At 45.1% G+C, this 13,267-nt stretch carries 13 protein-coding genes; 3 read left to right on the forward strand and 10 right to left on the reverse strand.

Annotation, left to right across the window (positions count from 1 at the left end):
• Positions 1–119: 119 nt before the first annotated feature.
• From H8796_RS19195 to H8796_RS19205, 3 genes are all read left to right on the forward strand, one after another.
• A complete protein-coding gene (locus tag H8796_RS19195) occupies positions 120–1,031 on the forward strand; it encodes an SDR family oxidoreductase (RefSeq protein WP_008998428.1) in 912 nt (303 codons plus the stop codon).
• Positions 1,032–1,433: 402 nt separating this feature from the next.
• Positions 1,434–1,712: a LysO family transporter gene (locus H8796_RS19200; protein ID WP_004303461.1), complete on the forward strand. Its 279-nt coding sequence runs from the start codon at positions 1,434–1,436 to the stop codon at positions 1,710–1,712.
• Complete coding sequence (locus tag H8796_RS19205) at positions 1,709–2,329, forward strand: lysine exporter LysO family protein (RefSeq protein ID WP_004295766.1); 621 nt, start codon at positions 1,709–1,711, stop codon at positions 2,327–2,329. The genes H8796_RS19200 and H8796_RS19205 overlap by 4 nt, the downstream gene beginning before the upstream one ends.
• 28 nt (positions 2,330–2,357) lie before the next feature.
• Here the strand turns inward: H8796_RS19205 and H8796_RS19210 are convergent, their stop codons facing one another.
• From H8796_RS19210 to atpD, 10 genes are all read right to left on the reverse strand, one after another.
• Positions 2,358–4,955 carry a helix-turn-helix domain-containing protein gene (locus H8796_RS19210; protein ID WP_008998429.1) on the reverse strand — a complete coding sequence of 866 codons (2,598 nt, stop codon included), beginning with the start codon at positions 4,953–4,955 and terminating at the stop codon, positions 2,358–2,360.
• A gap of 584 nt (positions 4,956–5,539) precedes the next feature.
• Positions 5,540–6,436 (reverse strand): F0F1 ATP synthase subunit gamma, encoded by an 897-nt coding sequence (locus H8796_RS19215; RefSeq protein ID WP_008998430.1) that lies wholly within the window; start codon positions 6,434–6,436, stop codon positions 5,540–5,542.
• A 61-nt stretch (positions 6,437–6,497) separates the two neighbouring features.
• Positions 6,498–8,081, reverse strand: coding sequence for a F0F1 ATP synthase subunit alpha (gene atpA / locus H8796_RS19220; RefSeq protein ID WP_008998431.1), 1,584 nt, complete (start codon positions 8,079–8,081; stop codon positions 6,498–6,500).
• Positions 8,081–8,641 (reverse strand): F0F1 ATP synthase subunit delta, encoded by a 561-nt coding sequence (locus H8796_RS19225; RefSeq protein WP_008998432.1) that lies wholly within the window; start codon positions 8,639–8,641, stop codon positions 8,081–8,083. Before H8796_RS19225 ends, atpA begins: the two co-directional genes overlap by 1 nt.
• 5 nt (positions 8,642–8,646) lie before the next feature.
• Positions 8,647–9,150, reverse strand: coding sequence for a F0F1 ATP synthase subunit B (gene atpF, locus H8796_RS19230; protein ID WP_004295759.1), 504 nt, complete (start codon positions 9,148–9,150; stop codon positions 8,647–8,649).
• 56 nt (positions 9,151–9,206) lie between these two features.
• On the reverse strand, positions 9,207–9,464 hold the full coding sequence (gene atpE, locus H8796_RS19235) for an ATP synthase F0 subunit C (RefSeq protein WP_004295758.1): 258 nt from the start codon (positions 9,462–9,464) through the stop codon (positions 9,207–9,209).
• Between the two features lie 108 nt (positions 9,465–9,572).
• Positions 9,573–10,715 (reverse strand): F0F1 ATP synthase subunit A, encoded by a 1,143-nt coding sequence (gene atpB / locus H8796_RS19240; RefSeq protein WP_008998433.1) that lies wholly within the window; start codon positions 10,713–10,715, stop codon positions 9,573–9,575.
• The gene (locus H8796_RS19245) at positions 10,699–11,133 is read right to left on the reverse strand and encodes a hypothetical protein (protein WP_004303466.1); all 435 of its coding nucleotides are present in this window, start codon (positions 11,131–11,133) and stop codon (positions 10,699–10,701) included. Before H8796_RS19245 ends, atpB begins: the two co-directional genes overlap by 17 nt.
• Before the next feature lie 83 nt (positions 11,134–11,216).
• Positions 11,217–11,462 carry an ATP synthase F1 subunit epsilon gene (atpC, locus tag H8796_RS19250; protein ID WP_004303467.1) on the reverse strand — a complete coding sequence of 82 codons (246 nt, stop codon included), beginning with the start codon at positions 11,460–11,462 and terminating at the stop codon, positions 11,217–11,219.
• 12 nt (positions 11,463–11,474) lie between these two features.
• Positions 11,475–12,995 (reverse strand): F0F1 ATP synthase subunit beta, encoded by a 1,521-nt coding sequence (gene atpD / locus H8796_RS19255; protein WP_008998434.1) that lies wholly within the window; start codon positions 12,993–12,995, stop codon positions 11,475–11,477.
• Positions 12,996–13,267 lie beyond the last annotated feature (272 nt).

Below are 13,267 nucleotides of genomic sequence, written 5' to 3' on the forward strand. Positions count from 1 at the left end.
TTCATATAAATCTCGTTATCGGGAGCAAAGTAAGAAGGGAAGTACGAAATCTATTTGCGTAGTTGATATTATTTTTTATTTTTGTAGAAATAATCTATAACATCTATATATAGAACCTAATGAAGAAGATATTAATTATCGGTGCCAACGGATTCACCGGACGCCAGATTTTAAACGATTTGTCTGCTTGTAAACAATACAAGGTGACGGGCTGCTCCCTGCATCCGGATATTCTTCCCAATAACGCGGAGGATTATCGTTTCATCGAAACAGATATCCGGAATGAAGCGGACGTTAAGCATCTCTTCGAAGAGGTTCAACCCGATGTAGTCATTAATTGCTCCGCCCTGTCCGTGCCGGACTATTGCGAAACGCATCACGAAGAAGCCTATCTTACCAATGTTACCGCAGTGGGCCAACTAGCCGATTTATGCGAAGAATACAAAAGCCGGTTCATTCATTTATCCACGGACTTTGTTTTTGATGGAAAGATAAACGAAGCTGCCGGGCTGTTATATACAGAAGAAGATCTCCCCGCTCCGGTCAACTACTACGGATATACCAAATGGAAAGGAGAAGAGAGAGTGGCAGAAACTTGCAGCAGTTATGCCATTGTCCGTGTAGAAATCGTTTATGGCAAGGCACTGCCGGGACAACACGGTAATATTGTGCAGCTGGTAATGAACCGTTTGAAAGCCGGACAAGAAATACGTGTCGTATCCGATCAATGGCGGACACCAACCTATGTTGGAGATGTTTCGGATGGAGTACAACGTTTAATAGAACATACGACGAATGGCATCTTCCACATCTGTGGCGACGAATGTATAACCATTGCAGAGATTGCCTATCAGGTAGCAGATTGTATGAAACTCGACCGTTCTCTTATCCATCCTGCCACCACAGAAGAAATGAATGAAAGCACTCCCCGTCCCCGCTTCAGTGGGATGAGTATTGATAAAGCCCGGACAATGCTCGGATACAGGCCCCAAAAGTTAAAAGAGATTCTTGCGAACTGGAATAATTTATAAGGGAAAGAGCACATAACCAACTTTTTACAACCATCTATCTCGTTCCGGATATTCCTTTCTCTTCATTTATTGCATATTTATTTTGAAAATATGCAATAAATAACTATCTTTGCACCAAATTCAAAAAAGACCAATGATGAATCAAACATTACAATTACATAACGCTACTCTTTTTCTTGCAGGAATACCAATTTTCTGTAAGTCCTGTTGCGTGCATGTGCATTGGTTCAGTGGATTCATCTAAATTTCCCAACTATTTCTTTACAGGAATTACCTGCTGACTTGTTTTGTTAGTCACAGCAGTATTCCTTTCTGATTTTCAAGCAGATGTAACATCTTCTTTGAAAATTCTTTTGTATGTTGTCAATCATCAGTTTAACCTAACCCAAAATATATACAATTATGTTCTCTATTATATCTACCATGTTTTTAGGAATCGGCATCGGCTATGTATTGCGTAACTGGAGTATTCTGCAGAAGACAGAAAAGACAATTTCTCTTACAATATTCCTGTTGCTCTTTATTCTCGGTGTATCTATCGGTTCTAATAGCCTGATTGTGAACAATCTTGGTAAGTTCGGATGGCAAGCCATTGTTCTTGCTGTGTCCGGTGTATTGGGAAGCCTGATTGCTGCCCGTTTGGTACTACAATTATTTTTCAGGAAAGGAGGCGAACAATGAAAGGAAGTCTGATCGTTATAGTATTCTTTTGTGTAGGCTGTATCATGGGAGCTTTCAATAAGTTCGAGTTCGATACACACACAGTTTCCATGTACATACTTTATGCATTAATGCTACAAGTAGGAATCAGCATCGGTTCCAATAAGAACCTGAAAGCCATTGTTTCACATTTGCACCCTAAAATGTTGCTGATTCCATTGGGAACAATTATCGGTACGCTGTTATTCTCCGCCCTGGCAAGTTTGCTATTGCGTCAATGGAGCGTGTTCGACTGTATGGCAGTGGGAAGTGGATTTGCCTACTATTCACTCTCTTCCATCCTTATCACCCAGTTCAAAGAACCCTCCATCGGACTGCAACTGGCTACGGAACTGGGAACCATTGCCCTACTGACTAATATTTTCCGTGAGATGATGGCACTTCTTGGTACTCCGATCATCAAGAAGTACTTCGGGAAACTCGCTCCTATTTCAGCAGCAGGAGTCAACTCGATGGATGTACTGCTGCCTTCCATCACCAGATATTCAGGAAAAGAAATGATTCCCATCGCCATCCTGCACGGCATTCTGATTGACATCAGCGTTCCCGTTTTCGTTTCTTTCTTCTGTAATCTTTAACCCTGTCCGGGAATAATAACCTTATTTATTAATGCCCGGAAACAGCCAATACAAACTTGATATCAGCATAGGAGACAGCGTCTCCTAATGCTACCTTTATAGCGAATATTCCCATGTATTCATGTTCATCCAAATACTTGCGAATCTTCGCTATATTTTCAGCTTTCACCACCTGCTCCACTTTGATCTTTCCCGAACGGACATAATGCTCCAGATGTCCGGCAATGGTTCCGGATACCAAATCACGAGCCTTGGCTATTTCATCTATATTCATTCCCTGACGGAACATTTCATAGCTAACCAACTTCGTATCTTTCTTCGCCTCCTTCTCTTTCTCCTTCTCCGCCTCCTTCTCCTGTTTCTCTGCCTCTTTCTGCAACTTCGTCTTTCGTTGCCTTACCGTATCATCGCTATTACCGGAGGAGATTAACATATCCGTTATCTCCGGCCTCTCCAATTGATTCTCCGCCATATACTTGCGGATAATACCCAGAATCTCAAGCCCGTATCTCTCTACTCCTTTCGCTCCAAAATAAGGTATCGCCTCCAAAGCTCTTGGACTATCCGGTAGCAGATTCACAATTCCCATCAATGCTTTCTGTTGCATAATCACATAAGCAGGGACATTCATCTCCCTTGTTTTGGCTGTTCTCCATTCAGACAGGGCACGATAAAGCTCCGGATGCAGAATATCCGTAGGAACCTCCACCTTTACCTTTTCAGCACTGCGTGTACGCTCTTTCCGTTCCTTACGTTCTTTCTTCTCCTTCAAAGCCTTCGAAGAACCGGAAGACGTAGAATCATCTTCAAGGCTCAACATTACTTTAGCCTTCAACTTCAAATAATCCGTAATGGCAAACCTCCCTCTTGTAGACACAGCTTCCAACAGAGACTCCTTAATCCACAACGCATCATCCAGCGCCTGCATACGCTCTGCCAACAGCTTTCTCAACTCTTTATTATCAAGAGGCATATTAGTCTTATCATACAAAGCCCGAACCGGTTCCAACTCCTTATGAAAATATCCGGCACCGGAACGAATCCGCTCCTGTAACTCCTCATTCGCCGCATAATCCTCACTCTCATGTATCAACCGGGTATACTGATTGCGGAAACGTTGAGACACCTCCACAATCTTCTCTTTAACATGGGGAGCCAACGCCTTATATTCAGCCAACTGCTTCGGAAAGAGCTTATACAAATCCTCATCCATAAGACGAAGCAACCGTTTATAAGCCTGATCGATTGAATAGAAATTAAACAAATCACTCAACAAATCAAAGAAATACGCCTTTTGCATATCATTCAACTGCTGGCTGCCCGGCTTATTTTGCTCCACCGCTTTGGTGAAATTATCCACCGTAGCATCACTTATTATGGCTTCCCTGCGCAAAGGAGACTCCAACACCATACCCTCCAGCGTCTTGCAACGACTCAAAGCCACATAAGTTTGCCCATGTGCAAAGGAATTCCGTGCATCAATAATAGCACGTTCAAACGTCAAACCCTGGCTCTTATGTATCGTAATAGCCCACGCCAAACGAATAGGATACTGGCGGAACGTCCCCTCTATCACTTCAGTGATTTCCTTCGTCTCCTCATTCAACACATACTTATAATTCCCCCACTCTTCCGGCAACAACTGAAATTCGGATCGATCCCCTTTACCACGCACCACAATACCCGTTTCATTAACCGCGACCACCTCACCAATCATACCGTTATAATATCGTTTCTCGGACGATGGATCATTCTTCAGGAACATAATCTGTGCTCCCTCCTTAATTGTCAGAAGTTTATCCGCAGGATACGAATATTCTGGAAAATCCCCCTCTATCTCGGCACTAAAATGATACGCCTTGCCGGGCAACGATGCCAATTCGCGATCATTAACCCTCTGTGCCTGATTATTATGTGTTGTCAGACGAATATATCCCTCTTCTTTTTGCGGCTGAAAGCCGGGCTGATAACGACGGTTCAGTTCATTCAACACTTCATCATCCGCCTTATTCTCCCGAATTTTATTTAATAAAGAAAGGAAGAACGTATCACTCTGACGATATACTTTCTTGAGTTCAATCGTCATATATGCCGTTTCTTTCAATGCATGACTTGCAAAGAAATAAGGAGTCTCATAATGCTTTCTCAACAACTCCCACTCATTGTCTTTCACGACAGGCGCCAGCTGTTGCAAATCTCCAATCATCAACAGCTGCACCCCACCAAAAGGTTTCTCCCTATCGCGATACCTCCGCAGAGTTGCATCCACCGCATCCAACAAATCAGCACGCACCATACTGATCTCATCAATAACCAGCAAATCCATACTACGGATGATATTCCGCTTTTCTTTACTATAACGATAATGCGTCTGGGAAGAATTAAAAGTAGTTTCGGGCACAAAAGGAGCAAAAGACAACTGAAAGAAAGAATGAATCGTTACGCCTCCCGCATTGATAGCTGCAATCCCTGTCGGAGCCAATACGACCATGCGTTTGGGCGTATGTTCTTTCAATCGTCTAAGAAATGTCGTTTTCCCGGTTCCAGCTTTTCCGGTAAGAAATAAATGGGTGCCTGTATTTTCAATGAACTGCCAAGCAAGCTGCAGTTCCGGATTATTTTCCATGCTTTTCCAATTTTCGGTAAAGTTACTGAATATTCTTTTTCTTTCGTCTTGATACGAAAGAAAAAGAACCAAAAAGAAAGAATCAAGGCACGTGTGGAAGCCTTACAATGTGGAAAGCTTAATAGAATAAAAGGCCAACAGAATGATAACCGATATAGCCTATATAATATAAAGAGACTTATGAAAAGTTCAAAAAAAGCTTTGCCATATAAAAGCCGCAGACGTTATACGACTCAATATAGCAAAGCAGAACAATATATAATAAAACTATAAACGATATAACAGCGGCTCACCAAAACAATACCAAGCATATCGCACGGCTTCCCCGCACCTCCATCCAGAACAGCTTCCCCGCAAACCTACCCCACAATACCAGCAGCAACGCCCACCCCGCCAGCTTCCCCGGCCTACTTTTTTCTCCGTCAGGCGAGCGCCCGTAACGGAGCGTTAAGAAGGGCAGACTGTTTGAGCGTAGCGAGTTTCTGCCCTTTAGCGAAGTGAAGGAAGCGAGTAGGAGAAAAAAGTCAGCCTTGAATTTTTCTTTGCTTCTTTCTTTTGTTTCAAGACAAAAGAAAGATGATTAATTACTTCATGGATCCCCCTACAATATCCAGCAATTCATTTGTAATCGCCTGCTGACGAGTCTTGTTGTATTGCTTCGTCAAATCCTGAATCAGCTCATTTGCATTGTCCGTAGCCACTTGCATAGCCAGCGTACGTGCAGCATGTTCCGAAGCATTAGAGTCGACAGCGGCGGTAAAAATCTTCTGGCTCAATACAGTGGGGATTAAGCTCGCGATTAATTCCTCCGCGTTCGGTTCGATGATATAATCATTGGCAATCTCGTGCTCCTGTGCCTCTTCCTCTTTCTTTCTGTCCTCTTCGCTAACCACGTTCGTCAGATTAATGGGGAGATACGTCTCACGGAGAAGGATCTGTACCCCCATTGATTTGAAATGATGATAGATTATTTCCACACGGTCTACTTCGCCTGCTACATACATATCCATCAGTCGGTGAGCCAGTTCGGCAGCCTCCTGATACGTTGGTTTGTCGGAAAGCGTTGGAGAAACCTCCTGCGGTTTAAAACCCATCCGTTTGGCGGCTTCATCCACCTTCTTGCCTACCGGGAATATCAAGATATTATCCTGTCCTAAAGTACGGAATTCCCCGATAGTCTGCATCATCATTTTGATGACGTTGGCGTTGAAAGCACCACAAAGAGAAGTGTTCGAAGAAAAAACAACGATTGCTACACGCTTCACTTCACGCTCCTGCACATAAGGAGATTCGATAGGCAGGTCCGCGCTTAGGAAGTTAGTCAGAATCTTGTTCAACTTCTTCTGATAAGGCAGCATATTCTCAATGGCTCCTTGTGCCTTGTGTAATTTGGCAGAAGCCACCATCTTCATTGCTGAAGTGATTTTTCGGGTACTCTTGACCGAATTTATTCTGGTTTTTACTTCTTTCAGTGAAGCCATAGTGATAATTAAAAATTAATAATTAAAAATTAAAGGGCGATCTGATTTATAAAAAAGCCAATTAGATAAATTGTTTAGTGACCATGGCGGCAGTCTCTTCAATAGCCTTAATCACATTATCATCAATCACACCCGTTTTCAATACATCCAATACATCCTCCTGATGATTCAGTTGCAGCGATTCGATGAAGCTACGTTCAAAGTCCTGCACCTTATCCAGAGGAACATCATGGAGCAGTCCGTGTGTACCACAGTAGAGAATAGCAATCTGCTGTTCTACGGGCATCGGGCTGTATTGAGGCTGAATCAACAGCTGGCCGTTCTTACGTCCCTTGTCAATCGTCAATGCGGTAATCGGGTCCATGTCGCTGCTGAACTTAGAGAACGCTTCCAGTTCACGATACTGTGCCTGGTCGATCTTCAATGTTCCCGCCACTTTTTTCATAGCCTTAATCTGCGCGTTACCACCTACACGGGATACAGAGATACCGACGTTGATAGCCGGACGCGTACCCTGGTTGAACAAGTCAGTTTCGAGGAATATCTGTCCGTCGGTGATAGAAATCACGTTCGTCGGGATATAAGCCGATACGTCACCAGCCTGCGTTTCGATGATAGGCAATGCCGTGAGAGAACCACCGCCTTTGACAATTCCCTTCAGACTTTCCGGAAGATCGTTCATTTCGCGAGCCACTTCCTCCTGACTGATAATCTTGGCAGCACGTTCCAACAGACGGGAGTGCAGATAGAAGATATCACCCGGATAAGCCTCACGACCTGACGGACGGCGAAGAATCAGAGAAACCTCACGATAAGCTACCGCCTGCTTGGAAAGGTCATCATAAACCACCAATGCATGACGACCGGTATCACGGAAATACTCGCCAATGGCAGCACCCGCAAAAGGAGCGTAATACTGCAATGCAGCCGGATCACCAGCCGTAGCAGCCACCACAATCGTGTAGTCCAGTGCTCCGTACTCACGAAGCGTATTAACGATAGAAGCAACGGTAGAACCCTTCTGACCGATAGCCACATAAATACAATATACAGGATCACCTGCCAGGAAGTTACTGCGCTGGTTGATAATCGTATCAATAGCGATGGCAGTCTTTCCCGTCTGGCGGTCGCCGATAATCAACTCACGCTGTCCGCGACCGATAGGAATCATGGCGTCTACCGCCTTCAATCCCGTCTGCAACGGTTGGTTCACAGGCTGACGGTAGATTACCCCCGGAGCTTTCCGTTCCAATGGCATATCATACAGTTCGCCGCCAATCAGCCCCTTGCCGTCGAGCGGTTCGCCCAGCGGGTCGATCACACGTCCCAGCATGCCCTCTCCTACACGGATGGAGGCGATACGTTTGGTACGCTTCACGACGAATCCCTCTTTGATCTTGTCCGTCGGACCCAACAGCACAGCACCCACGTTGTCCTCTTCGAGGTTCATCACGATTGCTTTGATACCATTGTCAAACTCCAGCAATTCATTGGCTTCGGCATTTCGCAATCCATAGATACGCACTACGCCGTCGCTCACCTGGAGCACCGTACCGATTTCGTCAAGTTGCACATTGGCGTTGATTCCTTCGAGCTGCTTGCGCAATATATCAGATACTTCGCTTACTTTTATATTTTCAGACATTATACAATTCTCCTATTCTTATCAATAAATTGTTGTTTCACTCGCTTCAACTGCGTGGCAACGCTTGCATCCAGTCGGTAGTCGTTGACATCGAAGATAAATCCGCCTTCGATCGAAGGATCTATCACCGTTTCGAGTTCCATCTGGGCGTGCAAGATATGCTCTGCTGCGGAACGAATCCGGTTTTCCGTTTCCTTATTGACGGGAACGGCTGTAATGAGCTTACCCACTCCGATATGCTTCAACTTCCGGTAAAGATCCAAATACATCAGGCTGATAAATTGCAGATAGCCTTCACGCCTGTTTCGCAGTACCAAAGTGATAAAACGGACAAACTCTCTGGTCGATTTCCCGTCACCGTCGGCAGCCGTGCATACCAGTGCCAGCTTCTCTTTGAATGAGATGACAGGGTTATCAAGTGCTTCGCGCAAACCGGGCTGTTCACAAAAACTGTGCGACAGCGTCAGGAACTCCTGATATAACCTGTCCTCCAGACCTTTTTCCTGTGCATATTCAATGATGGCTTTTGCATAACGCATTGAGAGTATTCCGACTTCCATCTTCCTTAGTTCTTATTCGGGGTTAGTACTTCATCCAGCATACGGTCGATCATGCCCATCTGTGCTTCCTTGTCCTCAAGACTCTTGCGGAGCACTTTCTCGGCGATGTCCACAGAAAGCACGGCTACCTGGCGACGGATGTCGCGGATGGCTTCGTCTTTCTCTATCTGGATTTGTTGTTTCACCGCATCCAGTTCTTTTTGTGCGGCAATTTCGGCTTGTTTACGGGCCTCGTGAACAATCTTGTCACGTTCTTCCATTGCTTCCCTCAAGATGCGTCCTTGTTCTTTGTTGGCGGCAGCCACCAATGCGTCGCCTTCCTCTTTCAGTTTAGACAACTGGGCATTAGCCTCTCTCGCCACCTCCAAAGACTGGTCGATATAGGTCTTACGACCCTCCACCATCTTGATGATGACGGGGAAGCCGTATTTCGCCAATATCACGAACACAATCCCGAATGAGAGAAACATCCAGAACAGCAGGCCACTATCAGGTAATAGTAATGACATATCTTTTAATTAAAAATTAAAGACTATAAATTAAAAGCTGGGGTGGGTTCTCCCTTTTAGAGGAAGAACACCAACAGACAAACTACTACCGCCAACAGAGCCACACCTTCAATCAAGGCGGCGGCGATAATCATGTTCATACGGATGTCCCCTGATGCTTCCGGCTGGCGTGCGATTGCTTCCATTGCCGAACCACCAATCTTACCAATACCCAAACCAGCTCCGATTACTGCAAGACCTGCACCGATAGCTGCACCTAATTTACTAACTCCTACTGCTGCTGCAGTGGCTTGTAACAATACTGATAGTAACATAATTTTCAGTTTTAAAATGGTTTATATTTTCTCTTGTTTATTATTTAATCATTCATTCCGCGCGTTTATTCCGTATTCTTTTTATCGACGTTTTCACCGCGTTTCATTTCAATCTTCTTCAGTTTTCACTTTGGCCCCTTCCTGTGCCAGACCGATAAACACTGCCGACAACATCGTAAATACGTAAGCCTGGATGAAAGCAACCAACAACTCAAGCGCATTCATAAAGATGTTGAACAATACAGAAGCCACCGTCAGCGTGCCGTTCAGTGCAGGCCCCATGCTTGCCGAGATAAAAATCAGGCAGGTAAGCACCAACATCGCCATGTGTCCCGCCAGCATATTGGCAAAAAGACGAATCATCAAAGCAAACGGTTTCGTAAAGATTCCGAAGAACTCGATGAATGGCATCATCGGTATAGGCACTTTCAGCCACCAAGGTACATCAGGCCAGAAAATATCCTTCCAGTAATGTTTCGAACCGAAGATATTCACTGCCAGGAACGTGCAGACTGCAAGCACCATAGTGATAGCGATATTTCCCGTCACGTTCGCACCTCCGGGGAAGAACGGAATCAATCCCATCATATTATTGATAAAGATGAAAAAGAACGCTGTCAGCAGATACGGTGCAAACTTCCGGTAGTTGGGTCCTACACAACTCTTGATAATATCGTCGTTCACCATCATGATGAACATCTCCATGAATCCGATAAATCCTCCCGGCGCTTTCGCTCCTTGCGGACGTTTTCTGTACCAGTGTGACACGCTCAATACGATGATGAGCAACAACACGCTGTTGAACAGCAAAGCAAACGTCACTTTCGTGATGGAAATATCCCACGGGCGAACCTGTTCGCCTGCCGCATTATACTCTACCAGTTTGCCCTCGTACTTACTTCCTTCGGGAGCGATGGAAAGTCCTTCATAAGTCCCTCCATTCTCTTCGAGACGGGAAGAAAGGAACGTGTGCCAACCTGTAGTACTACTATAAACAATAATAGGTAATGGTATAGTAATGTGCGTGTTACCCCACGTCGTAATATGCCATTCGTAGGAGTCGCCGATATGACCGAACACAATTTCTTTCACATCCACCGTGTTCTCCTGTTCCTCTTTCGGAGTAATCTCGTCCTGCGTCTGTTGTGACACCGCTTCCCCCTCCTGTTCCTGTGCAAGAACCGGCAAGCTGACTGCTGCCATGAGGCAGAACAGAATCAACGGAGCTACTATGTTATGCAACTGTTTCATTTTTCTTCTTATTTTTCTTTTTCCGTTTCTGATTCAACTCAAAAGAGAAGAAGAACCAGGTTTCGAATACCAGATATATCAAATAGAACAAGATAAACGTCAGCAGAAAGGCTCTGGCTTCTTCGCGAACGGCAAGACAATAAATCAATACCAGAATCAGCGAAAGAATCATTTTTATCATCTTCGTTGCCAGATACAACAGTAACATTCTCTGTGGAGCATGCCGGCGGCAAGCGTCGAAAGCATAAATGCTAAACAGCCCGAAGAAGTAAAAATAGATCGGAATAAACGGATACCCTCCGAAATAATGCCCCGGCAAAGCGAAGTGTAGAATGACAGCTCCGAGTGCCCCGCTAATTACCGCAAATAAGGTATGCCACCAAATAAAATTCCGTTTAGTTTTACTAATATTCACCATGTTACTGTGTTTTTCTGTAAGGTTATAATCTCGTTTTTTTCAATCTTTTGATGCTTAGTCTTTGTGCCGGTGGGGAGCTTCCGTCAGGAAACACAGGCGGAAACCGTACCGTCACTCATTTCGACAAAACCGCCCTGAATATCCATCGTGTGCTCTTCTCCGTCCATCGTCGTGTAACTCAACGTTCCCGCTTTCAACGACGAAACAATGGGCGCATGCCCGGGGAGAATAGAAAACGAACCGATCATTCCCGGCAATGTGACAATCTTCACATTTCCGTCGAATATGCTCTTTTCGGGCGATACTATACTCAAATGCAGTTCTTTCATCATGCTATCTTTTTATTTTTTTGCTGCCTGTTCCAGCAATTTCTTACCTTTCTCTATTGCCTCCTCAATGGTTCCGACATTCAAGAAAGCCTGTTCGGGAAGATAATCCACTTCTCCTTCCAGAATCATCTTGAATCCCTTGATAGTGTCTTCAATACCCACCATCACACCCGGAACGCCTGTAAACTGTTCGGCTACGGCAAACGGTTGTGAAAGGAAACGCTGCACGCGACGGGCGCGGTTCACCACCATCTTGTCTTCTTCCGAAAGTTCCTCCATACCGAGGATGGAAATAATGTCCTGCAATTCCTTGTTACGTTGCAGAATTTGTTTCACCTGCTGCGCTATGTCGTAGTGTTCCTGGCCAACAATGTGCGGGTCGAGGATACGTGACGTAGAAGCCAACGGGTCTACCGCCGGATAAATACCCAGCTCCGTAATCTTACGGTCGAGCACGGTAGTGGCATCCAAGTGGCTGAAAGTCGTTGCAGGAGCCGGGTCGGTCAAGTCATCGGCAGGCACATACACCGCCTGTACGGAGGTGATAGAACCTTTGCGGGTAGACGTGATACGTTCCTGCATCGCACCCATTTCCGTAGCCAACGTAGGCTGGTAACCAACGGCGGACGGCATACGTCCCAAAAGGGCGGACACTTCCGAACCTGCTTGCGTGAAACGGAAGATATTATCAATAAAGAACAGAATATCGCGTTTCTCGCCTTCTTTTCCTGCGTCGCGGAAAGATTCCGCCACCGTCAGTCCGGACAATGCCACAGAGGCACGTGCGCCCGGAGGCTCGTTCATCTGACCGAAAATCAGAGACACTTGCGATTTCTCCAGTTCGTTATAATCCACTTTCGAAAGATCCCAGTGACCTTTCTCCATTCCTTCTTTGAATGCTTCGCCGTAACGGATTACACCGGATTCAATCATTTCGCGCAGCAAGTCGTTACCTTCACGGGTACGTTCACCTACTCCGGCAAATACAGAGAATCCATTATGTTTCTTGGCGATATTATTGATAAGTTCCTGAATCAATACAGTCTTTCCTACACCGGCACCGCCGAACAAACCGATTTTACCACCTTTGGCATACGGTTCGAGCAGGTCGATCACTTTGATACCTGTGAAGAGCACCTCTTGCACAGTGGTCAAATCCTCAAACTTAGGGGGTTCGCGATGAATGGAATATGCACCTTTGCGGTCGAGTCCTTTCATACCGTCGATCGAATCACCGACTACGTTCATCAGTCGTCCTTTAATCTGTTCGCCAATCGGCATCGTGATCGGGCCTCCGGTGGGATACACTTTCATGCCTCTCTGAAGTCCGTCAGTACTGTCCATCGCTACGGTACGCACCGTATTTTCGCCGATATGTTGCTGAACTTCTACAACCAGTATTTTGCCGTTTGGCCTCTTTATCTCCAGTGCGTCGTGGATGCTTGGCAGCACCAATTCTGCATCCGTACCCTCAAAGTACACATCGACCACAGGGCCGATCACCTGCGAGATATGTCCGATAATCTGTGACATAAGCAATCTCTTTTATTTATATTATTCTTTTCTCTCCTTTTTGACTTTATAATATGAAAGGAATGCACATTTTTCGCGTTTTACCTATTTCATTATTATAATAAACAGTTGAGTTCAGTTTTTGTTCAACTATTTTCTATATCCCATAAACTTCTGTCCTTAGAAATAGTTAAAGAAACAACTGCGCAAATGTAGAAACAATTCCGTGTCGTTGTGCTTCCTTTTTCATAATTTGTCGTTCGATAACACTTATTAGACCTACAATGACTACA

This window comes from Bacteroides sp. M10, assembly GCF_014334015.1.
GTDB lineage: Bacteria > Bacteroidota > Bacteroidia > Bacteroidales > Bacteroidaceae > Bacteroides > Bacteroides intestinigallinarum.